This window comes from Haloterrigena turkmenica DSM 5511 (genome assembly GCF_000025325.1).
GTDB classification, from domain to species: Archaea; Halobacteriota; Halobacteria; order Halobacteriales; family Natrialbaceae; genus Haloterrigena; species Haloterrigena turkmenica.
Genome location: NC_013747.1, coordinates 122,476 through 147,209, shown reverse-complemented (window position 1 = coordinate 147,209; position 24,734 = coordinate 122,476). Strand labels below are relative to the sequence as shown.

23 protein-coding genes are annotated in these 24,734 nt (G+C 62.1%); 11 read left to right on the top strand and 12 right to left on the bottom strand.

The features are described 5' to 3' along the window. Positions 1 to 283: 283 nt before the first annotated feature. The gene (locus tag HTUR_RS24755) at positions 284 to 880 is read right to left on the bottom strand and encodes a DUF7344 domain-containing protein (RefSeq protein ID WP_012946118.1); all 597 of its coding nucleotides are present in this window, start codon (positions 878 to 880) and stop codon (positions 284 to 286) included. Positions 881 to 1,628: 748 nt separating this feature from the next. Here HTUR_RS24755 and HTUR_RS24750 point away from each other — a divergent pair. Further along, positions 1,629 to 2,585 carry a transcription initiation factor IIB gene (locus HTUR_RS24750; RefSeq protein ID WP_012946117.1) on the top strand — a complete coding sequence of 319 codons (957 nt, stop codon included), beginning with the start codon at positions 1,629 to 1,631 and terminating at the stop codon, positions 2,583 to 2,585. Positions 2,586 to 2,601: 16 nt separating this feature from the next. On the opposite strand, the gene HTUR_RS27785 is transcribed toward HTUR_RS24750, so the two are convergent. Further along, positions 2,602 to 2,772, bottom strand: coding sequence for a hypothetical protein (locus tag HTUR_RS27785; protein ID WP_012946116.1), 171 nt, complete (start codon positions 2,770 to 2,772; stop codon positions 2,602 to 2,604). A 161-nt stretch (positions 2,773 to 2,933) separates the two neighbouring features. On the opposite strand from HTUR_RS27785, the gene HTUR_RS24740 reads away from it, so the two are divergent. Next, entirely contained in the window at positions 2,934 to 3,947 is a 1,014-nt protein-coding gene (locus tag HTUR_RS24740) for an alpha/beta hydrolase (RefSeq protein WP_012946115.1), read from the top strand. Between the two features lie 787 nt (positions 3,948 to 4,734). Here the strand turns inward: HTUR_RS24740 and HTUR_RS24735 are convergent. The 3 genes from HTUR_RS24735 to HTUR_RS24725 all read right to left on the bottom strand — a co-directional run bounded on the left by HTUR_RS24735 (position 4,735) and on the right by HTUR_RS24725 (position 8,253). Further along, the gene (locus HTUR_RS24735) at positions 4,735 to 5,967 is read right to left on the bottom strand and encodes a Cdc6/Cdc18 family protein (RefSeq protein WP_012946114.1); all 1,233 of its coding nucleotides are present in this window, start codon (positions 5,965 to 5,967) and stop codon (positions 4,735 to 4,737) included. Between the two features lie 948 nt (positions 5,968 to 6,915). After that, positions 6,916 to 7,917 carry a hypothetical protein gene (locus HTUR_RS24730; RefSeq protein ID WP_012946113.1) on the bottom strand — a complete coding sequence of 334 codons (1,002 nt, stop codon included), beginning with the start codon at positions 7,915 to 7,917 and terminating at the stop codon, positions 6,916 to 6,918. A 75-nt stretch (positions 7,918 to 7,992) separates the two neighbouring features. Beyond that, positions 7,993 to 8,253, bottom strand: a complete 261-nt coding sequence (locus HTUR_RS24725) for a hypothetical protein (protein WP_012946112.1) — start codon at positions 8,251 to 8,253, stop codon at positions 7,993 to 7,995. Positions 8,254 to 8,700: 447 nt separating this feature from the next. Between HTUR_RS24725 and HTUR_RS24720 the strand changes: the two genes are divergently transcribed. The 5 genes from HTUR_RS24720 (at position 8,701) to HTUR_RS24700 (ending at position 12,671) form a co-directional block, all read left to right on the top strand. Further along, positions 8,701 to 8,946: a PhiH1 repressor gene (locus HTUR_RS24720; RefSeq protein ID WP_012946111.1), complete on the top strand. Its 246-nt coding sequence runs from the start codon at positions 8,701 to 8,703 to the stop codon at positions 8,944 to 8,946. A gap of 356 nt (positions 8,947 to 9,302) precedes the next feature. Continuing rightward, on the top strand, positions 9,303 to 9,659 hold the full coding sequence (locus HTUR_RS26520) for a hypothetical protein (protein ID WP_148225492.1): 357 nt from the start codon (positions 9,303 to 9,305) through the stop codon (positions 9,657 to 9,659). A 75-nt stretch (positions 9,660 to 9,734) separates the two neighbouring features. Then, complete coding sequence (locus HTUR_RS24710; protein WP_012946109.1) at positions 9,735 to 10,175, top strand: universal stress protein; 441 nt, start codon at positions 9,735 to 9,737, stop codon at positions 10,173 to 10,175. A gap of 531 nt (positions 10,176 to 10,706) precedes the next feature. Next, the gene (locus tag HTUR_RS27105; RefSeq protein ID WP_148225491.1) at positions 10,707 to 11,420 is read left to right on the top strand and encodes a hypothetical protein; all 714 of its coding nucleotides are present in this window, start codon (positions 10,707 to 10,709) and stop codon (positions 11,418 to 11,420) included. An 840-nt stretch (positions 11,421 to 12,260) separates the two neighbouring features. Then, positions 12,261 to 12,671, top strand: coding sequence for a response regulator (locus HTUR_RS24700; RefSeq protein WP_012946107.1), 411 nt, complete (start codon positions 12,261 to 12,263; stop codon positions 12,669 to 12,671). Positions 12,672 to 12,720: 49 nt separating this feature from the next. On the opposite strand, the gene HTUR_RS24695 is transcribed toward HTUR_RS24700, so the two are convergent. Then, positions 12,721 to 12,960, bottom strand: a complete 240-nt coding sequence (locus tag HTUR_RS24695) for a hypothetical protein (protein WP_012946106.1) — start codon at positions 12,958 to 12,960, stop codon at positions 12,721 to 12,723. Between the two features lie 119 nt (positions 12,961 to 13,079). On the opposite strand from HTUR_RS24695, the gene HTUR_RS24690 reads away from it, so the two are divergent. Then, positions 13,080 to 14,006, top strand: coding sequence for a MarR family transcriptional regulator (locus HTUR_RS24690; RefSeq protein WP_049942151.1), 927 nt, complete (start codon positions 13,080 to 13,082; stop codon positions 14,004 to 14,006). Further along, positions 14,003 to 14,806, top strand: coding sequence for a DUF6036 family nucleotidyltransferase (locus HTUR_RS24685; RefSeq protein ID WP_012946104.1), 804 nt, complete (start codon positions 14,003 to 14,005; stop codon positions 14,804 to 14,806). Before HTUR_RS24690 ends, HTUR_RS24685 begins: the two co-directional genes overlap by 4 nt. 11 nt (positions 14,807 to 14,817) lie before the next feature. Here the strand turns inward: HTUR_RS24685 and HTUR_RS24680 are convergent, their stop codons facing one another. The 4 genes from HTUR_RS24680 to HTUR_RS24665 form a co-directional block, all read right to left on the bottom strand. Continuing rightward, positions 14,818 to 15,591: a protein sorting system archaetidylserine decarboxylase gene (locus HTUR_RS24680; RefSeq protein ID WP_012946103.1), complete on the bottom strand. Its 774-nt coding sequence runs from the start codon at positions 15,589 to 15,591 to the stop codon at positions 14,818 to 14,820. A 128-nt stretch (positions 15,592 to 15,719) separates the two neighbouring features. Then, on the bottom strand, positions 15,720 to 17,816 hold the full coding sequence (locus tag HTUR_RS24675; protein WP_012946102.1) for a PAS domain-containing sensor histidine kinase: 2,097 nt from the start codon (positions 17,814 to 17,816) through the stop codon (positions 15,720 to 15,722). Between the two features lie 158 nt (positions 17,817 to 17,974). Further along, positions 17,975 to 20,815, bottom strand: coding sequence for a DEAD/DEAH box helicase (locus HTUR_RS24670; RefSeq protein ID WP_012946101.1), 2,841 nt, complete (start codon positions 20,813 to 20,815; stop codon positions 17,975 to 17,977). A 219-nt stretch (positions 20,816 to 21,034) separates the two neighbouring features. After that, the gene (locus HTUR_RS24665) at positions 21,035 to 21,628 is read right to left on the bottom strand and encodes a hypothetical protein (protein WP_012946100.1); all 594 of its coding nucleotides are present in this window, start codon (positions 21,626 to 21,628) and stop codon (positions 21,035 to 21,037) included. A gap of 332 nt (positions 21,629 to 21,960) precedes the next feature. Here HTUR_RS24665 and HTUR_RS24660 point away from each other — a divergent pair, with 332 nt between their 5' ends. Continuing rightward, positions 21,961 to 22,962, top strand: a complete 1,002-nt coding sequence (locus tag HTUR_RS24660) for a PGF-CTERM sorting domain-containing protein (RefSeq protein WP_012946099.1) — start codon at positions 21,961 to 21,963, stop codon at positions 22,960 to 22,962. A 75-nt stretch (positions 22,963 to 23,037) separates the two neighbouring features. Then, on the top strand, positions 23,038 to 23,256 hold the full coding sequence (locus tag HTUR_RS24655) for a hypothetical protein (protein ID WP_012946098.1): 219 nt from the start codon (positions 23,038 to 23,040) through the stop codon (positions 23,254 to 23,256). A gap of 249 nt (positions 23,257 to 23,505) precedes the next feature. On the opposite strand, the gene HTUR_RS24650 is transcribed toward HTUR_RS24655, so the two are convergent. Together HTUR_RS24650 and HTUR_RS24645 are read right to left on the bottom strand one after the other, a co-directional pair. Beyond that, a complete protein-coding gene (locus tag HTUR_RS24650; RefSeq protein WP_012946097.1) occupies positions 23,506 to 24,183 on the bottom strand; it encodes a cytochrome c biogenesis CcdA family protein in 678 nt (225 codons plus the stop codon). Then, positions 24,180 to 24,734 (bottom strand): TlpA family protein disulfide reductase, encoded by a 555-nt coding sequence (locus tag HTUR_RS24645; protein ID WP_012946096.1) that lies wholly within the window; start codon positions 24,732 to 24,734, stop codon positions 24,180 to 24,182. Before HTUR_RS24645 ends, HTUR_RS24650 begins: the two co-directional genes overlap by 4 nt.

Genomic DNA, 24,734 nt, shown 5'->3' with positions numbered 1-24,734 from the left:
GCGGTGGTTTCGTCCCCTCGAGCAGCGGCGGTAACGTTTCGTGCGGCTCTCGAGCGAGCGTCGAGATGACTGTGAAGGTGGCTCCCGCGCCTGAATCGGAAACAGATGCTGGCACGCGAACTGCTCCGGTACGGATGACGGTCGTCGGGAGCCACTCGTCCGTTCGAGTGCCGTGAATAAAAGTCCTTCTTACCTGCCACCGAGAGAAGTCGTGACACCCGTTGTGAGAACCCGCAATCGTCGACGCCTCGAGAGAGCCGTCGACTCATTCCCGAACGAACGGTCACTCGATCCGCGATAACTTGCCGTCGACGTTCCGTTCGCGCCGTCGATTCGACACGGCGTGGGCCACCGAGAGAACGAAGAAGGCGACGACGACGACGCCGGCGAGCCCGAGCGTCGGGACGGCCGACAGCGGTGGAACGCTGAGGAACGCACCGGTGACGAGTGCCGCTCCAACGACGCTCAGGGCTGCGTACCACCGATCCCAGCGATCCTGCTGGTGGGTATCCGTGTCCAGATACATCATCAGCAGGTCGGCGTTGTCCGAAAGCGAGATCAGCCCCCGATCCTGGTCGTACTCGACGATCCCGGCGTCGTCCATCTTCGGCAGATGGGTCTGGTAAAGGGCGACGTACACGCGCTTGCGTTGGTCGGAGCTAAGCGCGCTGACTTCGGTATCGTTCTCCCAGGCCGCGATCTGTTCGGCGAGTTCGCCGAGGGTGACCGTATCGTCGGCCTCAAGTAAGTACGCGAGGACTTCGCGCCGACGCCGGTTCTTCAGGAGTTCGAAAATGATGTCTTTCGACAGGCGTTGCTCCTCGTCCGAATCGGCGACCGATGCGATCTCGTCGGGAAGGGACGTATCGATCGACGACATTACGATCGACCCCCTGACGCCGGGATCGTGCTCCGGTCCGATTCACACTGGTTACCGTACACGAAACGGCGGCCAAATTGTCGAATCGACGGAAGCCGCTGTCCGCTCGGTCGGCAAGTCGCAGTCACGATTGACACACCAAGTTGTACACCAATACTGAAACTCTTAAGGACGGCCACGTTTCGCACCGGCTGCAAAGCGGGTATGGAGCGACTTCGAGCGTTCGCTGACGGCGGAGGGCACAGAGGCGATGTCGGCCGATTTCGAGGATCGGACGGCGTGATCAGTATTGGACGATTGTTCGACTGTACCGGGCGCGTACGCGCGCGACCAGTGCGGTAGCGGAGGCGTGAGTGGGGCCGAGGGACTGAACTGAGACACGACACTGGTTCGAAACGTTTGGTGCCGGCGACATAAAGGCGAACGACAGTTCGCCGACGAAAGCTATATTTACGCGATGAACACGTGATTTACGTCCCGCTCGTGGGGAAACGATGGCCACGTTTCATGTAGTATGTTCACTATGGACACAGAGGGTGGCGGCGCGACGCGAAGCGCTGCGCCCGAACGCGACCGATGGGACACGGTCTCGACACGGTTCGATCGACGCCTCACAGCAGCATCGGCGGCGACGTGTCGCTTCTCTCATCTTCTCTCTCGCACTGACGAACGGCCGACTCGTAAGTCGGCGTTTCCCGCGAAACCATGTTAACCCCTTACAGTGCCGGCACCGATTCCTCCACTACTGATGACGCGGTCCATTATCGATCACACCACGAGCGAATCAACTGAGACAGAGACCGGTCTGTGTCCGGACTGCGAAACCGATACGATCGTCCACGACCCGGACCGCGGCGAGCGAGTCTGCGAGGAGTGCGGACTCGTTCTGACTGAAGATCCGATCGATTACGGCCCCGAGTGGCGAGCCTTCAACGCCCAGGAACACGACGAGCTCTCCCGAGTCGGCGCGCCGCTGACCCAGTCGATGCACGACCGGGGGTTGACGACGACCATCGACTGGCGCAACAAGGACGCCAACGGCCACTCGATGTCGGCCGACAAACAGGGCCAGCTCCACCGGCTTCGCGTCTGGCAGGAACGCATCCGCACGAAAAACGCCGGCGAACGCAACCTCAAGTACGCGCTCTCGGAAATCGACCGCATGGTCAGCGCGTTAGGGGTTCCAAAGCCCGTCAAAGAGACCGCAAGCGTCATTTACCGGCGCGCGCTCGAGCAGGATCTCATCCGCGGCCGGTCGATCGAGGGCGTCGCCACCAGCGCGCTGTATACGGCCTGTCGTAAGGAGGATATTCCGCGGAGCCTCGAGGAAGTAACCTCCGTTTCCCGAGTTGACCAGCGGGAGATCGGCCGGACGTATCGGTATATCGCCGACGAACTCGACATCAATCTGGAGCCGACCAATCCGCGCCAGTTCGTCCCCCGCTTCTGTTCGGAACTCGACGTCGGCAAGGACGTCGAGACGAAGGCCGTCGAGATCATCGACCGCACGACCGATCAGGGCCTGCACTCGGGAAAGTCACCGACCGGCTTCGCCGCCGCCGCCATCTACGCGGCCGGCCTGCTGTGCGACGAAACGATTCCCCAGCGGGCCGTCGCCGACACCGCCCAGACGACCGTGGTGACGGTTCGGAACCGGTACCGCGAACAACTCGAGGCGATCGACCAGCAGCCGGCGACGACGTGATCAGCCGCGGCCGCGATCACATGATCGAACGCTCTTCTTCTGGATGGAAGTCCTCCAGCGCGTGGAGGTTCGCGTACGGCACGAACGCGACGAACTCGTCGTCCTCGTCGTAGAGTTCCACGCCGTTCTCGGTGTGATCGTATCGGTCGCACTGGATCTGCCCTTCGGGGAGGATTGCGCGATACATACTCGGATAGACGCCGTCCACCCAGATATAGCTGGGCGGTGGTTTCGGTCGCAGGGAGCGGATTTCGCGTGTTCTCGCATCCGCCCGCAACCACGGCAACGAGCTGCTACCGTGAGGCAATCGTTACAGTGATGACACTACGGTGTCGAACGGAATTCAGAATGAGTGAGGATACCGAGGTCGACGTCGAAGTCCACGAGGACGTCACGTACGCGACGCGCGACGCCGGCGAGCTGGGGCTCGATCTGTTCGTCCCCGCGGTCGACGATCCGCCGCTGGTCGTCTACGTCCACGGCGGCGGCTGGGTCGCCGAGACCCGCGACAACGTTCCGGAGCCAGAACGGTACGCGGCCGAGTGGGAGTGTGCGATCGCCAGCGTGAGCTACCGATTGGCCGCGATTCCCGACGCCCTCGAGGACGGCGTCGAGTTCGCGATCGACCCGGCGAACGACACGCCGCGGGGCGTCTTCCCCGACCAGTTCGTCGACGTGAAGGCGGCGATCAGGTGGCTGCGGGCGAACGCCGACGAGTACGGCTACGACGCGACGGACGTCGCGGCGTGGGGCGCATCGGCCGGCGGTCACCTGGCCCTCCTCGCGGGAGTCGTCGACGACGTCGAAGCGCTCGCGGGGGACGCCTTCTCGGAAGCGGACCTCGAGAAGGCGGTCGCCCCCGACGAGTCGGGCGCCGTCCAGGCGGTCGTCGACTGGTACGGCGTCGCGGATCTCACGCTGGTCCCGGACGACCCGACCGATCCCGCCTCGCTGCTCATCGGCGGCCCGAAATCGGAGCACGAGGCCGCGTTCGCGCAGGCGAGTCCGGTGACCCACGTCTCCGCGGAGACGCCGCCGGTCCTCTGTATGCACGGTCGCGACGACACGGTGGTTCCGATCGAACACAGCCGCGTCCTGTTCGACGCGCTGGACGAGGCCGGCGTCGACGCGGCGCTGTACGAACTGCACGACCGCAACCACGTCTGGGTGACCGGCGGTGTCGAGGAGATCGAGTCGGAACGGGTGGCGATGGAGTTGCTGACCGCGGATCCGACGCCCGCACAGTCGATCACCGAGACCGTCCACCTCGAGGAAGGCGGCTCCGCGACCTCGCTCATCGACGGAACGCCCCCAGCGGGACCGGACGCGATCGAGCGGTTCCTCGAGCGTACGCTCGAGTAATCCGGAATCGGCGTCCGGTGGCTAAATCGGGAGCAGCGGACGCCGGTCGTATACGCGAGAGACGCTCCTTTCCCACTCCCCTGCGTCCGCATACTTCCGGACGGGAGCGCAGCCCCGTGAATCAGCGACGAGTCGGACACCCCGCTATCGATGTGTTCGGCGTTATTTGGTGAGACGGAGAGAGTGGATTTCGTGTGTTCTCGGTCTCGAGTTACACCTGATACCGAGTGACCTCACCAGGATTCCACCGATAGGTCGTTTATCAGCTGATTTGACGTGCTTTATACGAGGGTCAACGGGCAGACACACACCCGATACCGAGTGTAATGAAAGGAGACGCCGATCTCATCGAGCGCGGCGTTTTTCGAGGACAGGAAGAGTAGATTTCGTGTGTTCTTCTTCGCGCGTCCGAAGTCATCATACTTCACGGGGGGAATTTCGACTCGAGGAGCGATAAACACCTCACACCGAGTGAACCGGGTAGTATGAACCTATCAGACCGGTTATCGACTATTCCAGTTCTCATTATATTGGCTCGGACGGGAAAACACACACCCGATACCGAGTGTAGCAGACACTCCGCGATCGATATGTTTGATGTCTCTCCTCGAGACAAAGAGAGTGAATTTCGTATGGTCTCTGACTTGAATCGCACCATGTGAAAGGGATGAAATCGGAATCATGTGAGAGGCGAAGATAACAGACGAACCCCAGTTTTCCGTTCCTGTTTGCCCTCTGTTCTCATAATCAGTTATCGAATCGGAGAAAAGAACGAACCAACTGACGGCTATTCCGCTTCCTCGAGCGCCTCGAGAACAATTTCGGGGTCACGAAGCAATCGGTGTTCGAGATAGCTCCCTTCTCCTTGGCCTCCGCCCGTGTGTTCGCTCTCGGTAATGCCGAGGAACGACTGTTCTTTTAGCAGTCTCGAGACTCGGTCGTAAGACAGCGGATCAGTGGCTTCTTTCTCCGCAATCCGCGTATAGATGTCGTATATGCCCGCTGTCCGGAACTGCTCTCGGTCCTCTGATTTAGTAAGTAACGCTAGCGAGCGTAGTATCAGCCGCACGTGAGGCGTCTGCCCCTTCACGAGTTTCTCGAACCGGTTCACTTCCGCACGCTGAATCGCCGCATCGACGTGTTCCTCAGTAACCTCGTCAGAGCCCTGCTTCTCAGCGAGACGGCCGGCCTCGTAGAACGTGTCCACAGCCTTTCGAGCGTCTCCGTGCTCTCGAGCGGCCAGTGCAGCAGTTCGCGGGATAACGCTCTCCCCGAGAACGCCCTCGACGAAGGCATCCCGACGGTTCTCGAGGATGTTACGGAGCTGACCTGCGTCATAGGGATCGAACACTAGTTCATTGTCCTGCAGGCTCGAGTCGACTCGTTCGTTCAATCGCTCTCGATATTCGATCTTGTTACTGATACAGATAATTCCGATGTGCGTATCGATCTTCCCGCTTTCTCGCGCCCGCGAGAGACTTCGAAGGAGTTCGTCGTCGGAGAGTTTGTCGATCTCGTCGAGTATTACGACAAAGGCATCAGCATCCGTTTCTTCGAGCAATTCCCACGTAATATCCCGATAATCGGCGGCACTAATTCCAATTCGAGGGATCGATGTTTCCTCTCTCACGTGGTCATCGAGATCATCAACAACATTATCAAATAGCTGACGGGCCATCTCTCGACTCGCTTTCGCCTCCGTTTGATAGTCCGAGCAGTCAACGTATGCGTGTTCTAGGTCGACAGCGTTCTCTGCAGCGCGTTTACGGGCCTCTCTGGTTACACATCGTGAGACCAGTGATTTGCCCGTCCCCGTTTTCCCGTAGATAATCGTCGTCTCCGGGGGACCCCCATGGATCGCAGGACCGAGAGCAGCGCCGACCTCACGAACCTCTTCGTTTCGTCCCACGACGCGATCTAACTCCGGGACGTGACCAACTCGAACTAACTCCCGATTCGAGAAGATATTACCGACTTGAAATATGTCCTCCGAATCATCGAACGGGTCTGAATCAGCCATAGTTACAGTGTACTCGGTATGTTCAAAAACCTTCCCTTACCTCGTGCCGAGTGACCCCCTCAAAATATGACCTACAGGAGTTTCTACGGGCGATAAGCTATCCATTATATTTAGAAGGTAGAGAACAGACACACCTCATACCGAGTGTAAGCAACGATAGACCTCTCTCGCCCTTCAGAAGTCAACGAGAGATAGGTAGCGAGGACTCGTCAATCAGCAACCCACACCTCGTACCGAGTGTATTGTCGTAGAAGTACCGGCCCGAGATTAACCAACGAGAATTATCTTATAAATACTCGTTATAGAAACCGTTGGTTAGTCTAGGCCGCTATTCCATCTTGCGATGTCTGAAAGTAATATAGAAAAATTTATCTATAAGATTATTAACAGCTTCCAGTTAGCAACGGTGAAGAGATAGCTGTAATGGAACTGGGTCATCTTTCCCTTCTCTCTGGTTCTGTTCGAGAAGGATCCTCCTGTCTATTTCGTGCAAAGTACACTCGGTACGAGGTGTGTGAGTACTCGATACTGGCACTCCTTATCCCACTCTACACTCGGTACGAGGTGTGGGTATGAGTATGAACTTCCAGTCCGAAGTCCTCACCTGTTCACTCGGTACGAGGTGTGAACCAGTGCTACCGAGGTGGCGATTCATACATTTTCACTCGGTACGTGGTGTATGGCTTTCTAGTCCAGCGCCACTAAATACGACTCGACCGAATATTCCGATCGTTCACCATCCCGTGGACAGCCGTCGTCTCCGGCCAGCACTCGCTGGCCCGTCTGCGGGATCGACCGCCGACGACCGCTCGAGTGACGGACCCAGAACTACCGAACCCAAGCGAACACCCGCGAGCGGTTACATCGCGTGTCGGTGGAACCGTCTCGAGTCCCGGTCGGGGACTAGATCACCCGCGCTCGAGGGCGGGCGTGGTCGCGTGGACGGCGCTAGCCGTGGACGCCAGTTGTCTCCGGGTCCGGTCGATCCGACTCGCCGGCCTCGTCTCGGGTCGCCGTCGCGCCGTCGCGGCTCCCCGCGCCGGGGATCGAGGCGTCCGCGGGGAGGAGCAGCCGTCGTTCGGTGTACTCGAGGCCGTTCTTGCGTTCGGTCTGCCGGCGCACCGCGAGCCGGTTCTTCGAGAGGTCCAGGGCGGCGTCGATCGTCCGCGAGACGAGCTTCTTCGCGTAGCTCTCGGAGATGCCCGGCTCCCGGCGGCGGATCCAGTGTCTGAGGTCGCTGGCTTTCACGTACTCGGCGACGTCCTTGCAGCCGCGCTCCCACGGATCGTCGCCGACGCTCGGGTCGGTCCGGGCCCGCCAGAGCTTCGCGGCGAGCCTGGTGGGCATCGAGTTCGCCGCGGCGCGGCGGCGGTCGTCGTCCATCCGCGCGAGCTGCTGGATCGGGAGCAGGTCGCCGAAGGCCAGCGAGACGTCGCCGCCGCGCTCGAGCGGGTCGGCGCTCTCGGGGAGGCGGTAGTAGGCGTGCCCGTCGTCCTTCGCGATGCGCTCGAGGCGGCCGTCGGCGACGGTGACCGCGCACTCGTCGACGTTGTCGGTCTCGAGGTGGGCGCCCTTCTCGAGTTCGCGGGACTGGAGCTCCGCGACGCGCTCCTTGTTGGCGTTGGCCTTGTTGCACGCGGCTTCGGTGAGGCCCTCGAGTTCGGTGGTCTCGGTAGCGAGGTCGGTGGTTCGTTCCTCGAGAACAGCGGCCTCGTCCTCGAGATCATCGGTGCGCGCTTCGAGGTCCGCGTTTCGCTTCACGAGTTCGTCGACGGTCGCCGCGAGCCGATCGCGGTCGTGCTCGAGGTCCGCGATGCGGTCGTCCTTGCGCTCGAGTTCGGCCTCGAGGGACTCGAGGCGCTCGCGAAGTCGTTCGAACGCGCCGTTGTGGGCGGTCTGGTCAGGGTTGTTCGACGGCGATGCGTCCGTGTCAGGTGCTGACGATGGCATTGAACTGTCTGGTGTGGGGCTGGATGGTCGGACGGCGATACGACGGCTCGAGCGACGCTGCGGGCGGCGTCGAACTCAGGTCGAGTCCCGCAGCTCGTCGTCGGCGTGGGGGTGATCCCGAAGCGCGAGCGTCAGCGGGTGGAGCTGGGCCCGGATCTCGCGTAAGTGACGCCGCGCCCGTGCGCGCGTCGGCTCGTCGAAGGGCTCGGTCTCCGCGATCGACTCGAGCAGCCGTTCGGTCTCCGCGTCGAGCGCCTCCAGACGCTCGAGATACTGTCGGATGAGCATTGACTCGAGGCGCTCGCGATCGGTCGGGACCCGCGGCTCGTCGGTCATCAGCGGTCACCTCGCCGTTTGTGGGTGGTCGGGTCTCGAGAAGAAGTCCGATTGCTCGCGCGTGCGTGCGAGATGTAACAGTACGTTTTCAACGTGTAGTGCACGTCACCATCGTCGTGATGGACGGCCGCTACGCCTGACTCGTGAGCCCTACAGTTATGGGCCCGTGGGCTTTCTTGTCGCATGGCTTCTGAAGTCCCTGGTGTGGGATCGGAAGCCGTGTCCGACGTGCTCCAACACGTCGGGCAGTTCTCGACGAGTGCCCGAAGGACCGGCTTCCGTACGTCTCATTACAGCGTGACAATAAATAGCTTACTCACTATCTCTGCGTTATAGCGCAGGATTTCAGTCTAAGTGATCATGGTTCGTGAGTGTTTCACACACATCGTAGCGCATATGAATACACTTCGTAATACTGCAAGCGTGGTTCGACAACCTGCGGAATGGATGCAACCCGTCGACGACCGAATCCTCGAGATCTTCCGCGACCACGGAAATCTCACCCCCGCGGCAGTCGAGAAATTCGGTGGTCCCTCGAGTAGCCACGCCAGCCGCAGGTGCAAACAGTTAGCTCGGTACGGCCTCCTCGAGCAGATCGTTACCGGCCTCTATGCGATCACCGAAGAGGGAGAAGCGTATCTCGATGAGGAGTTCGATGCGAGCGAACTCGAGGTATCAGCCGAGACTTCGTAGCAACTTCCCGTGCGACGATTGAGATACTGTCTCTTTACTTCATATCGAATTTGTGATCACGAACCCGCTCTTTCCGATCATATCATCATTGGCATCTATGATATCGAGAGCTGGAAGTAGATAGAGAGGCCTCAGTTCTGGAGATAAACGGCAAATCGGAATATGAACACGGAAAACCCGTTCTCGTGTTCATATTCGGGAAATTGATCCTCCTGGTGTTCAACTACAGGGAGTCGTACCGAAACCTGGTTTCTCAGAGTTCTATTCAAGCAGAGCTAGTATAGACCCCGCGGTAAGTACAGATGCGAATGCAATACTGGACAGTGCTTAACTACGGCTGGTACGAAATCTCATCTATGAATGACGCTCCAAACGCACCGACTCCTCCAGAGGGGTTACCCGAACAACTCGTTTCGGACTTGAACGGACTCACCGTCGAGGAACTCCACAAGACGATTATTCACGCGCAGGAACTGCTCAATTTCCAAAACGAAGATCCCTTTGAGATTGAGCCGCAGCCCGGTGATGACATCCTTCAGGTCACCGAATACGACGGATATACCGAAGTGGTAAAACAGATGTACTGCGGCGAGAACTGTGACGACTGCCCGCACGGTCCGTACCTCTACCGCGTTACTCAGGAACGCCATCCCGATGGCACGACATCGCCATACTGGAGATTCATTGGGGACGTTCAACTTGACGACGAGTGAAGCAGGAACGGTCGATCGAACGCCGGATGACCAATCCGCCGAATCATTATAGTGTAGGATTCCCTCAAGTCTCGTATGAGCAACACGAGCGATTCCACTCAGCGTGATCTCCTCGCTCACGTTCTCGTCCCGGTCGCACACGAGGACGATGCCTTGAAGACGGCGAGAGCACTCGAACCGTACGATCCCAACCGTGTGACGGCACTTCACGTCGTCGAAAAGGGAGAAGGGGTGCCAGACAAAACACCCGTTGAGCAATCGGAGGAGTTAGCCGCGGAGTCGTACGCCGCCGTCCGGCAAGTGTTCCCTGACGCCGACGATCATACCGCTTACGCTCGCGACGTCGTCGGAGCGATCTTTGAGGCTGCCGACGATGTCAACGCGAGCGCCATCGCGTACCGTGCCCGCGGGGGTAACCGGATTATGCAGTTCCTCTCGGGAGACCTATCGCTTAAACTCATTACTCGGGGAAATCGGCCCGTCATTGCCCTGCCGCGAACAGAAACGAACAAGTAACGGCTAAACGATCGAAGACGCCATATTTCTCCTGAATCGCTTGTGAGAAACGATCAAAATTCGTAATGAGCGATCTCGTGTGACTTACAGAGGGGGCACTCGCCAATGTCTCTGTCGAGTTTTGCTCCGCAATCTCGGCACTCGTACAGGTCTGTCTTGCTGTGTGAGTGTCGCAGTGTTTTGAGTACCCCCATCCTGAGTAGAGATAGTACATCCACCAGCATTAATCCTGTTCACAATCACAGACCTGTGATAAATCCTTAGTCAACACTGAGCAATTCATAAGTCACCTGTACTTACCGCTTGAGCTGGTCTAGTTTTCACCCTCCTAAGCGGACTCGACAAGGTTGGTTATCGAGGTCCCATTGCATCCTACCAGTGAGGGAGCGCCGTTCTACCGTCTCAAATCCGCCAGTCTGTCTTTGCGTTAGCGCGGCGCGCGCTCTGCGCGCCGCGCAATTACCCTGCCCCCTTAGGGGCATTACGGCCGTCATACGGATATTTGATCATTCAATAATATACTGATATTGTATGGTCAGTGTAGACTTGCCTACGGCAGTAGTAGCTGTCCTAGTGAGTGTCTTTCTAGGATTTTTCAAAGATAATGCGACTGAGATAATACAGTACGGACTAAGTGAGAGAAGGCGGCAGAGAAAAGAGAAAATAGAGTGGTACAGGGAAGCTAAAGCCATTTGTGAGGAAATTGTCCTATTTTCGTCAATGATAAAATCGGAGTTTGACGCTATTCAAGAAGTGTCATCAGGACGGATGGATGAGATAATGACTGAACTTAATGAGATCAAAATGGAAAATGTAGATGATAAGGCCGACTTTGTAGAGAAACTGCAAAATGTAGGCGACAATATTGGGTTTGAGGTCCATGATGTACCAGAACAAGCTATCAGTTTTAATGAGGAGAATGGTGGGAGTACGGTCAACAAATATACTATAGAACTTAAGTCTCAAGAAGAATTTGCCCATTATCAGGAGAAAGTGAACGACAGGATTGAATCTGAAATGTATGACTATTACAAAGATCTAGTAACCCACTTTGCAAATAGGCCCTCTGGCGTTGGTGAGAACGTGTTTGATGCATATACTGGACTTATGATTAAATGCTTTTTTCAGGATTATGAGAAAGATGGATATGAAGAATACCATAGTGAACTATTTGAATTAGGTGGGGATTTAAAGGATATATGTGATGGTGAGATTGAACGGTTAGACAAAGATGGAACGTTCTAATTAGACATCACACCCCCGTTTCATGTGCTTCAACTGGAGTTCTGCTGTACAGAGGTAAGGGTGGAGCGCTGTAATTTTTTGGCGCTGTCCCCTTGGGGACACCTCAAACAAGTCAATACTATACAATCACCAACTCTCGTTGATGAGAGCTAACTTCGTGATCGGATGACGACGTACGGACTCAAGGACGAAGCCGAGAGTCTGCTTCGGCAAATCGCTATTGTAGTCAGGCAATGAATCCAGTGCCACAATTCCTCAACTACAGTGCGCGTTACTCATGGGGGGGATCGGGCACGATAGCCCTCTTACTTGTGGCCATTATATTCGACTATTCGAGCGCCTCGAGAGCGTTGCTGGTTGGACTCCCGACGACGATCGTCTGGTACGTTTTCGACCCTCGTCTCCTCGCTAACGCAGATTGAGCAACGACTCTCGGCCACACGGCCCAGTCTTCGTTCTCCGTCCTGGTCTGCTCCTGAGCGAATAATGATAGTGCGAAGACAGTTAGTAAGTCGTCTCGTAGATGTCGCATACGCTCGCAACTGCGATTTCACTGAGACCCCTCGAGGCGTATTTGACAACTACAGTTGTCGATATACCAACATATCCGACTAGCAGGGTCCACTCGTCTGGCGGGACGTCGAAACGGAGTCCCGACAGTTCGTTCCGGCCGATACTCCTCAGAGATCGCAGTAAGAACGGGTGTTACAGCAGCCCTAAGAATACTTGTGAGACAGGAAAACGAGAAATTCCGTTTAATTTGGATAGAACCATCAAATGCAGGCGAACTCGAACGAACCGAGATACGTCCTTTTAGCTGTATAGTCCGAAACCGGTGACATGGGTGAAGGGGCTGTGGAGAGCGTGGAGATCCTCTTAGTCGAGGATAATCCCGGAGACGTTCGGCTGGTCGAAGAGGCACTTCAGGGGACCGACAGTACCCTTCATATCTCGAGCGACGGGAGGGAAGCGCTCGACTTCCTTCACCGACGGGACGAATTCACGGACGTTCCGCGCCCGGACATCGTTCTGCTCGACCTGAACCTGCCGCAAGTAGACGGCACGCAGGTCCTCGACGAAATTCGAAGCGATCCCGAACTGAAACGGCTTCGAGTGACCGTCTTAACCAGCGTGCCCGAGGAATACGCCTCTCCCGAACTGGACGAGCTCGACGCGAACGACTTTTTCGCCAAACCGGCCGATCCTGACGAATTCATGGCCCTCGTCCGGTCACGTGTCGGAGATCTGTAATACGACGACTTCCTCGCCGGGACCGCGACGGCGATCGACGACGACTCTGTCACGAGTCGCCGAGCCGTCGCATCCGTTCGCGCCGCTGCTGCTCGTCCGTCTCGCGCTGCTCACGGAGACGATCGGCCTGCTCGTCCGCGAGGGTCCCGAACCCGTCGTCGAACTCGGACTCGGTGTCGTCCGGCACTCGCTCGAGGAGGTCGGTGTGACGCTCGATCGCTCGTGTTCGGCGCTCGAGGTCGCGTCGCACCCGTTGGCTGACGCGGATCTGCCCACCTGCAGAACCCATACGTTGGGGTCCCCGTATTGATGCTCCGTCGTCGTTTGCGCTGCGGGAGATAGCAGCGAATCGCGCCTGTAACATTTCTCGAAACCGCTTTATAAGTACTATTCGTGTTATGTTACACCGTGCTCCGGAGCAGCGAACTCGAGGTTCTCGCCACGATCGAACGAGGCGACACGATCGCCGATCTCGCGAATAGACTCGAGTACAGCGAGAGTTACGTCTCCCGCGTCGTGGCGGACCTCGCCGCGAAGAACCTGCTCTATACGGACCGCGACGGTCGCCGAAAGCGAGTCCGGCCTTCCGATTCCCGGGCTGTCGAGACGTACCGCGATCTCGTCCGGCAGTATTCCCACGTCGACTTCCCCGAGCTACTGACCGGGAAGACCCTCGAAGCGTGCTACTACCTCGATCGACCGCGAACGGTCGCCGACATCGCTGAGCGAAGCGACAACTACCGGAATACCGTCAATCGCGTACTCGGGAGCCTCCGGGACCGTGGGATCGTCGGCACCGACGACGGGCGCTACGGTTTCAACGGCGACTTCGATCGGCTCCACGAGTTTGCTCGCGCACTCGTCCACCACCTCCATCGACAGCGACTCGAGGCGGTCGCGCCGAGCGGGACGATTCTCTGGGAAGATCACGACGAGTTCCTGGCCCAGACCGCGACGGAGGTCGACGCCGACGGCTTTCACGAGACTGGCCTCGCACGATTCGCGGCCTTCGGCCTCCAGTTCCTGCTGCCCAACCGACGCTACTACTTCTACTCCGAAGGTCTGGAATCGATTCCGCCGGCGGACCTGTGCTGTCACACGCTCCTGATCGACGACGACACCCGTCACCGGTCCTATTGTCTGCTCCTGCTCAGTCGCGTCGACGTCGACGAGGACGACCTCCGGGAGCGAGCGGCGACGTACGGACTCGAGGACGAAATCGATGCCCTGCATCGGTATCTCGAGACCGGCGGCGATGTCAGGAACGCCCACCTCCCGGAGTGGTCCGAGTTCCGGGAGCTGGCGGCGGACTACGAGGTGACGCTCTCCGCATGAGACCGACGTTCGGACGTGAGTACATCGAAGGCGAGTTTCAGCGGATCGCCGACGGACTGTCGGATCCGCTCACCGTCTACCTGATCGGCGGCGGCGCGATGTCGCTCCGCGATCTGAAGGCCGCAACGAAGGATATCGACCTCGTCGTCCCCGACGGCGATGCGTACGGCCAGTTCTGGGCCGTGCTGATGGAGCTCGAGTATTCGGAGGTGCAGTCGCTGGATTCCGACTACCGGGCGCTCGGCGCGACGAGTTGCGTCGAGAACGACGACGGCTGTCGCCTCGATATCTTCAACCAGCAGGTCGCGAACAAGCTCGTGCTGACCGAGGGAATGGTCGACCGCAGCGAGCCGTTCCTCGAGACGGAGCCGTTGACCGTCCGCCTCGTCAGTAGCGAGGATATCTTTCTGTTCAAGCTGATCGCCGGCCGCGACGACGACATCGGGGACATGAATACGCTAGTGCAAACCGGCCTCGACTACGGCGTCGTCAGCACCGAGCTCGAGGCGCAAATCGACCGGCTCGGCGACGACCGGTTCGCTACGTTCGCGAACGACGCGCTGGTCGATCTCGACGAACGATACGGAGTCACTACGCCGATCGAGGATCGCGTCCGCGAACTGACGACCCGGTACTACCGCGGGCTCGAAGTACTCCAAGCGCTCGATGAACCGAAAACGATCGACGAGCTAGCAGGCGATCTCGAACTCGCCGTCGCCGAGATCCGGGATCGAGTCGCATATCTCGAGGAGTTCGATCGAGTGACACGGGAAAACCAGCGAATCAATCCAACGGAATAGCGCAGCAGACCCTAAGCGGGCGACTCGTCGCCACCCTCGTCCTCGAGTCCGCTCCCGATATCAGATCCAGCCCCGAGATCGATCTCGCCACCGAGCGATGCCCCGCTCTCGAGCACCACCGTCTCTCCAGCCGTCATCGAGTCACCGTTCTCCACCGAAATATCCTCGAGGTCCACCTCGGGCGGAAACAGCACGTCGACCCGACTCCCGAAGGCGATGTGACCGAGCCGCTCGCCGCGCTCGAGGTCGTCGCCGGGCTCGACGTAGGGGAAGATCCGGCGGGCGAACGCGCCGGCGATCAGCGTCACTTGGGCGTCGAAGGCCGGTTCGTCGGGCCTCGAGTGGGGGTCCTCGGCGTCCGCGTCCTCGAGATCGGCGCCGGCTTCGGACTCGGGCAGGTTCGACGACTCGGTCTCACAGCGAACGTGGACCCGCTCGTTGCGGTCGGACTCCTTCGAGAACGCCGGCCGGTTCGCGCCGGAGACGTGCTCGAGGTCGATCACCGACGCGTCGAACGGCGAGCGGACGACGTGGACGTGCCAGACGTTCATGAAGACGCCGAGTCGGACCCGGTCGCCCTCCTCGCGGAGGACGGAAACGGTCCCGTCGGCCGGCGAGACGACGCCCGTCGGCGGCGGGGTGCGGTCGGGATCGCGGAAGAACGCGAGCGTGCCGGCCCCCACCGCGAGGGCGATGAGGCTCACCGTCGCGCTGAACAGCAGCGCGAACGGCGCGGCGAGCAAGGCCGGAATCGCGTACTTCCAGGCCCCCGGAGCGAAGTTCATACCGAAATCAACGCGGTCGATTCGTATGGCCGTTACGGTGTCAGCGGCGGCTGCTCGCCGATTCCGAGCGCCGATAGCGGCCGACAGTCGATCGCCGAGAACCGATCGCCGGCGGCCGACCGCCGACGCTACGCGTCCGCGTTGGCTCGAGGCAGCGTAAACGAGAACGTCGCTCCCTCGCCGGATTCGCAGTCGACCCAGATATCGCCGCCGTGGCGCTCGACGATGCGCCGGCAGAGCGCCAGCCCGATGCCGGTGCCGTCGTACTCTTCACGGCTGTGCAGGCGCTGGAACACCTGAAAGATCCGGTCGGCGTCCTCGGGATCGATCCCGATGCCCTCATCTTCGACCGAGACCCGCCACGTTCGGCCACACCGTTCGGCCTCGAGGTGCACCCGCGGCGGCTCGTCCCCCGAGTACTCGATCGCGTTCGACAGCAGGTTCTGCAGTAACTGCCGGAGCTGCGTGGGATCGCCGCGGACGGTCGGCAGCGATTCGGCGGTGATCTCGGCGTCGGACTCCTCGAGCATCATCTGCAGGTCCGTCAGGACGTCCTCGAGAACGGTCTCGAGATCGACGGGCTCGAACGGTTCACCCTGCGTGTCGATCCGGGAGTACTCGAGCAGGCCGTCGATCATCTCGCGCATCCGATCGGCGCCGTCGACGGCGAACTCGATGAACTCCATCGCGTCGTCGTCGAGCTCGTCGGCGTACCGACTCTCGACCAAGCCCAGATAGCTCGAGACCATCCGCAGGGGCTCTTGGAGGTCGTGACTGGCCGCGTAGGCGAACTGCTCCAAGCGCTCGTTCGAGGCCTCGAGTTCGTCGACCGTCTCGCTCAGTTGGCGTTCGTACGCCTGGCGTTCGAGCGCGGTCGCGATGATCGTCGCGGCGCTCTCGAGGAAGTCGACGTCGTGGTCGGCGAACTCCCCGTCCCGGCCGTCGTAGGCGACGAGGACCCCCCACGGGTCGGTGATCGGACCGATCGTCACGCCGAGCCCGCTGTGGATCCCCTCGTCGGACAGGTGGGGCGCGTCGATCCGGTCGTCGGTCGCGACGTCTTCGACGACGATCGGCTCGTCCGACGCGAGCGTGGCGCCGGCCAGCGACTCGGTCGACGCCGATCGCTCGCACTCGCGTTCGAGCACGGCCTCGTCGCAATCGGTGGTCGCGCGAACCCGAAACGCGTCGCCGTCCGAGCCGGCCATCCGGATGCCGACGTCGGCCGTCGGAGCGCCCGATCCGACCGTCCCGGGGGCGGTTCCGATGCTGTCGTACTCGAAGGCGACGCAGCAGTCGACCTCGAGGGCCGCGCTGGCCAGTTCGGTCGCCTTCTCGAGGAGGTCGTCGGCGTCGCCCTCCTCGAGCGCGTGGCGGCCGAGGTAGGCGATCGACTCGAGCTGGGCGACCTTGGCCTTGAGCGTCCGTTCGGCCTCCTTTCGCGGCGATATGTCCCGGAAGAGCCCGACGAAGTAGCGGTCGCCGTCGTAGGTGAAGTCGTTGAGCGAGACGCCCAACGGGACCTCGTGGCCCGACTTGTGCTGTCCGGGCAGCTCCACGTAGGTCCAGTTTAAGTTCCGCTCGCCGGTCTCGAGGTAGTTCTGCAGGGCGTCGAGGTGGGCCTGGCGCAGGCGCGGCGGGATGATGTTGACCTTGCTCGAGCCGACGAGTTCGTCCGGGGCGTGGCCGAGAATCCGTTCGACGGCGGGGTTAGCGTACTGGACGTCGCTGTTCGTATCGAGGACGATGATGCCGTCCGGGAGCGCGTTAGCCAGCGCCTCGAACGTCCGACCGTAGGTGAGATCCGAGTCGGAAACCGACTCCGTGGAAGTCGGCCGCCGGTTGACGACCCCGGCGAGCCGGGGCCCGTCGTCGGTCTCGCGAACCTCGAGGTGGACGTCGACGGCGATCGACGTCTCCGCGTTCGTTCGGATCGAGACCTGCGCCGAGAGCGGGCCCGCCCCGGCAGCCTCGTCAACGAGCGACTCGAGCGTCGGATCGTCGGCCGCCGTGAGCTCCGAAAACGGCGTTCCGAGCAGTTCCGAGCGGTCGTGGCCGGTCAGCGACGCGAAGGCGTCGTTGACCGCGGCGATCGTTCCGTCCGCTCCGACGCGAAAGGCGGCGACATCCGCTGCGGCGAGCAACGCTCCGGTGCCGAACTCGCTCGCGGACGACTGAGAGTCCGTATTCCCGGCAGAGGGCGCCGACGGAGGACCCGATTCCATTGCCCGTCATTGGCCGGTCCAGATAATAAGGGCTGGGTTCGCGAGATCGCCGGCTCGTCGGAAATATAACTTCTTCGCTTCCGAAACGGAAGATCAGGAATATCAATCCAATGCGGCTCGAGCGCACCGCTTCCAACGAGTGACGGTCGAGATCCGGCTCAGTCCCAGAACGACTGCGTGCGCGCGTACTCGCGTTCCTTCGAGAGGATGTCGCGGTAGAACTCGTCCTCGTCCTCTCGGAGTTTGTTGATGATCTGGGCGGCGTTGTGCGGACCGACGCCGCGGGCCGCCATCGCGATGACGGCCTGCCTCCCGTGGCTCTGGACGAGACTCGCGCTCCGATAGGCGCGCTCGGTCATCTTCTCCTGTTCCTCGTCTTTCTCCGCGGCGCGAACCGCGTCGACGACCTCGTCGGCCCACGGGTTCAGCGCCGCGATCCGGGTCGAGCCGCACTCGCCGCACTCGGGCTGGTCGGCCACGCGGCGGACCTTCGTCTTCGCCTTCCACTCCTTGCAGTGGGTACACAGCAGGATGATCCGGTCGTTCTGCAGGCGCTCGCGGACCGTGTTGATGACGCTCGCGTCGGCGTTCTCCGGCGCCAGCAGCTCCTTCCCGCCCGACGAGCGGCCGCCCTGCCCGACCGGCGTCCGACCGCGGTGGGTCACCAGTTCGATCTCGCCCGACTGGATCCCCTCGAGGACCGCGCTCGCCCGCTCGACGTCCAGATCTTCGTGGAACACCTCGCGGATCGACTCCTGGTACATCGGCGTGTCCTCCAAGGCCGCGAGCAGTCGTTCGTTCGAGAGCCGACCGGAACCGTTGCTCTGCCAGCGCTTGAGCGCGCCGAACTTCGCCGAGACCTGCGCCAGCCGGAAGGCCAGCGCGTCAGAGTTCTTCAGTCCGAGTTCGACGATCGCCTCGACGTGGCCGGGATCGGTCTCCTCGAGCACCGCCAGAATGTCGCTGGTCGCGACCGAGTTCGGCACCTCGAGTTCGATCCGGTAGGGGTCGGTCTCCAGCCCCACGGAAGAGCCCGCCTGCTGGCCGAGCAGCGAGGAGAGCACGCGACCGAGCGTCTCGTTGGCCGTGTGCCCGAAGGGCGCGTTCAGGACGACGGTCCGACCCCGTCGCTCGAGGACGAGCCGATCCGCCGTCGGCATCGGCGTCTCCGCGTCGACCTGACGCTCGAGTTGCTCGCAGGCCTCGGTCAGCGTGTACTCGTCGCCCGGATACCGATGGGCCAGCTCGCGGCCGACCGCGGCGGCGTCCGCCCCCGCCGACAGCTGCGGCTCCGCGACGGCCCGAATCTCCCCCACTTCGCCCGCCACCGCAGCGGGGACGGGGATTTCCTGACCGATCCACGACGGCACCTCGCCGGCGGGATCCTCGATCGGACTCACCTTCACGCGGGCCTCTTCGTCGTCGATCTCGGCGATGCGCCACATCTCGCCGCGCTGGATGAAGACCTCGCCCGGCTGGGCGAAGTTGACCACGAACCGCTCGTCTAGGGTCCCGATCTGCTGGCTCGAGGCGATGTCGTGGACCTCGTAGGTCTCCTCGTCGGGGATCATCGAGAGGTTCGAGTAGACGTACTGCCAGGTGCCGCCGGTGGTCTCGAGGCAGTCCTCTCCCTCGTCGAACCAGATGATTCGGTTGCGGTGGAGCTCCGAGGCGACCTCGCGGACCGTCTCCTCGGGCACGTCGCGGAACGGATACGCGCGCGTGATCGTCTCGTAAGCCTCCCGAAAGCGGGTGTCGCCGCGGCTCTGGACGATCCCCGGAAGCTGGTTGGCCACGACGTCCAGGCTCCCCTCGTGGATCGCGGCCGGTTCGACCTCGCCGTCGCGGGCGCGGCGAGCGATCGAAAGCGCCTCGAACGTGTCGTCCGGCCGGGTCGTGACGATGGTGCCGCTCGAGACCTCGTCCTGCCGGTGCCCCGCTCGTCCGATTCGCTGCAGCAATCGCGTCACTTGCCGCGGGCTCTTGTACTGGACGACGTGGTCGACCCGGCCGACGTCGATCCCCAGCTCCATCGAAGACGTACAGAGCAGACCGTCGAGCTCGCCCGCTTTGAACCGGTCCTCGACCTCGATGCGGGCCTCCTTCGAGAGCGAGCCGTGGTGGACGCCGATCGGGAGGTCGAGTTCGTTGAACCGCGATCCCAGCGCCTCCGCAGTTTGGCGCGTGTTGACGAAGATCAGGGTCGACTCGTTCTCGGCGACGATATCGCGGATCAGCCGGACGTGGCTGGCCGTGTCCGGCTCGGTCATCAGTTCGCCCGCGAGCCGCTCGTCCTCCGCAGTGATCTCCGGATTACGGACGGCGACGTCGACGTTGCTGCCGACGTCGATCTCCCGGATCTCGCAGGGCCGGCCGCCGGTCAGGAACTGCCCGACCTCCCCCGGATCGCCCACCGTGGCCGAGAGGCCGATCCGCTGCATGTCGCCCGCCAGATCGTGCAGGCGCTCGAGGCCGATCGCCAGCTGTGCCCCTCGCTTGGAGGCCGCGAGTTCGTGCACCTCGTCGATCACGACGTGGGAGACGTCCTGCAACGCCTCGCGCAGACGCTCGCCGGTCAGCATCGCTTGGACGGTTTCCGGCGTCGTGACCAGGACGTCCGGCGGATCCTCGGCCTGTTTGCCCCGCTGATACTGCGTGGTGTCGCCGTGGCGGACGTCCACCTCGAGATCTAAGTACTCGCCCCACCACTCGAGGCGTTCGCGCATGTCGCGGTTGAGCGCCCGCAGCGGGGTGATATAGAGCGCTCCGAACCCCTCTGGCGGTCCGTCATCCGCAACCAGATGGTCGAAAACGGGCAACATCGCCGTCTCGGTCTTGCCGCTCCCGGTCGGTGCGATCACGAGCGTGTGCTGGCCGGCCGACAGCGGCGGAATCGCCAGTCGCTGCGGTGCCGTCGGCGTCGAGAAGCCGCGTTCGGACAGCGCCCCGCGAACGGTCGGTCCGAGGTGCGTAAACGCCGCGACGTCGCCCTCACTCATCACTGCGCGCTATGGGCGAGAACCGGATAAGCACCACGTTCCCGGTAGGACCGGCTGGCGTTCGGACGGCCGATCGAGGGATTCGAGCGCGAGTGTTCGAGACTCGGTTCGGGGACTCGAGTGGGTGATACCGACGTCGATTCGGGGACTCGAGCGTCCCGCACAGATTCGACCGAGGGGAGAACACGCGCCGTGCGTTCGATACACCGGCGAGCACCGCTACTCCTCGTCGACGTCCGATTCGTCCGTCGCCGACTCGTCAGTATCCGATTCGTCAGCGTCTGATTCGTCAGTCTCAGACTCGTCAGCGTCTGCTTCTTCGCCGTCCACGTCGTCGACCAGTTCCTCGACATCCTCGTCGACCGCCATCTCGCCCGGTTCGGCCGGTTTGTCCTGAATCTCCTCGCTGGTCCCCGAGGAGACCTTGGTAGGCGACGGCTCGTCGGCGAGATCGGCGTTGACGTCCGACTCGTCGATCGGTTCGGCGTCACCGCCGGCGTCGTCCTCCTCGGACTCACGGCCGCCGATCGGGATCGGCTGTGACTCGGTCGGAACGGCCGCTGCAACCCGCTCCTCGACCGCGTCCGGAACGGCCGCCGCGGTCCGATCGCGAACCGTCTCGAGCGACGCGTCGACCCCCTCGCCGTCGCCCGACGAGCGGAGTCGCGAGAGGACGTACGCGACGGCGGCGGTCCCGGCGGCGACGAACAGGAACGTTCGAAGGGGCGACGTACTCGAGGCGGATTCGGTCGCGTCCGGTGGCGATTCACGCGTCGATTGGTCGGCCTCGCCGGCGGCGGATCGAAAGCGCATCTGATAGCGTACGAACGCGATCCGGAAGTCGGTTCGGCCCGCGGACGCAAGCGGATCGAGACTATCAGTCAGCCGTATCGCCCGTCTCGGCGGCCGTACCGGCGTGGAGATCACCGACTACCGACCGGTAGGTGACACATATACAATCCTAACGTTCCGGTACGCAATTCATATAAAAACCGATGACTGTGGGAATCGAATTCGATGACACGGCCCCGCTTACACGCACCACGGCGGTCCCGCTCGAGGACTCGAGCGGACGAATCGCCGGTGTTCGGAGATGCAACTGACGAACGAGCGATGACGGTCGCGACTCGCGCGGAGGGCGGTGCATGATTCCGTCGAAAAACGCCGTCGCCGCCGGACTGGTCGCGCTCCTGCTGGTCGGCTCGCTCGGCGCGGTCGGGATGACCGCTGCGGCGAGCGGTGCTCCCGCGGCGGACGCGACCGCCGGCGCGAGCGCACAGGAGGACGACACGGCCCAGAACGTCTCGGAAGAGGCGTACGTCGAACCGGCGCCCGAAGAAGGCGAACTGTACTACGAGGCCAGCAACGGTGACTGGGTCAGCTACGTCAACCCGCGGGACGAGTACCGGTCGCCGTACCTCGGCGACGGCTCCGGGAAGATCGGCGTGACGCTGCTCAACGAGGCGGGCGAGCCGATCGTCGGCGAAACGGTTCCCAACACGACCGTCACGATCCCGACCGGCGAGACGACGTCGTGGCACTCCCACGCCGATCCGGTGACTGTCCAGCTTCCGCTGACCGAGCACTACGATCGACCGCTCGACGCCGATCAGTTCGGCACGACCGACGATCTCCCGCAGGGCGACGGCTACATGGACTCTCACACCATCGAGATGCACGGTCACCCCGAGGACGCGACGATCGAGTACGGCGAGGCGCAAGTCAGCGGCGAGCACGCCGACAAGATCGAGGTCGTCGGCTACATCCAGAAGGCCCACGACACGTGGGAGACCGACATCGACCCGCTCGAAGCCGCCGAGCCCTACGAGGAGGCCGGCGGCGGCTGGACCTACCGGCCGAACGCCTCGCACGGCCAGGTCATCGTCGTCCTCCAGCTCGATAGCGACGTGACGGGTGCCGACGGCGGCTCCGTCGTGGACGACGGTACGAACGACGGCGACGGCACCAATGCGACCGACGACAAGAATACCAGCGATTCCAACAACGAGACCGAATCGCCGCCCGCGGACGAGACGGACGGTGACGGAAGCGACGACGGGAGCAGCGAGATGCCCGGGTTCGGCGTCCCCGCGGTCGTCGTCGCGCTGACGGCCGCAGCGCTCGTCGCCGTCCGGCGGACGGGCTGACGACGAGCCGCTGGCGCAATTCCCGTCCGACCCCCAACCAGTGCGATTTTGACGGTGCGCTCGAGAGTAGCGGACATGACAGCTCCGAACGACTCGGACGACCCGCAGGTACCGATCGTCTGCCCCGAGTGCGAGACGACCTCGCGCGTGTCGCTGCCGGACGTCGCCGACGCGGTCGAGCGACACAACGCACAGCTCCACGACGGCGAGGACGTTGCGACCGTCGACCCCGACATCGCCGACCGCATCGCCGATCTGGCCGCCGACGATCTCGGATTGCTCGAGGAGCCGTAATCGTCCGTCTACCGCCGCAAAAGACTGCGCAGGCGTTCGAGCAGCGAATCGGAGCGAGACGTCGCGGACGAGTCGTCCCGTTTCGTCACGATCCCTTCTTCGCCGGGCGAGTCGTCCAATCGAACGTCGGGTCGTTTGGAATCCATCCTCCCCGCGTACGGGCACGAGCGCAACGACGGCTCGCCTTGCGTGTGAATGGCATCCGAGTCACGGAGCACGGCTGCGACTGGGGAACCACCCCGCCGACGATCAGATGACGTCGAGGACAACGACGGCGAGGTACAGCTGGCCGACTCCGGCGACGATCATGACGACGCCCGCGAGTCGCTCGAGGAGCCGACTGTGGGCGGCCAGTCGACCGGCGCCCGCGACCAGTCCCATTCCCGTCGCGACGGTCAGCGAGACCATCAACACGACGACGCTGCCGATGTAGGTGCCGACGATGAGCGCCGCCTCGAACGGCGGAAGCGAGAGCGCCTGCGCGACGACGCCGATAAACAGCGGCGCCACACAGCCCGCCGCTGCCAGCGCGTAGCCCGCGCCGAAGACCGCGAACCCGAGCACGCTCGAGCGGCGTTTGGGTAACGCCACCGAAAGCGAGGGCGCCCGATCGAGGACGATCAACGCGCCGAACGCGATCAGGATCGCGCCGACGATCGGTTCGAAGAGGACGATCCCCGAGAGCCTCGAGTGGCCGATCCAGTAGGCGGCGACCAGAAGCGCAGCGAACGTCCCGAGGACACCGACTCCGGCGACGAGACCGCGACCGAGCGCACCGGAAAGGGAGGCCTCGTCGTCCTCCGTCTGACTCACGTAGAACCCGACGTAGCCCGGCAAGAGAGGGTACGAACACGGCGAGAAGAACGTCGCGATCCCGGCGGTCAGCGCGAAGGCGATCGGCGTGAGCAGCGACGCGTCGGGAATCATGCCGATTCGACGTCGCTTTCCGCGATCGCCTGTTCGATCCCGGCGACGAGTTCGTCGGCGCTCTTGGTCCCCGTACTCGACCACTGAACCGATCCTCCGTCATCGATGGCGACGGCCCGGGGCACGCCACCGGGATATTCCGAGGAGAGTTCGGCCGCGGGATCGATACCCACCGTCCAGCTCCCGCCGTGCTCGTCCCACCAGTCGGCGAGCTCCGCCTCGGAGATCGACTCGTTGGTGACCGAACAGAACAGGACTTCGTCGCCGAACTGCGCGGCGGCCTCGCCGAGCGCGGGCATCTGTTCGATACAGGGGCCACACCAGGTGCCGAAGAAATCGACGAACGTCACGCGACCCAGGTCGGGGATCGGAACCGTTCCGGCGTCGCTCCCGGGCGCGTCGATCGTCTCGATCTCGATCGGCTCGCGCGAGTCGTCCTCGTTCTCGTCGAGGAGGCGATCGACCGACGGGAGTCCGTACACCGCGGCGGCGCCGCCACCGACGACTACGCCCGCGCTACCCAGCCCAGCGAGGAGTTCTCGCCGGCGCAT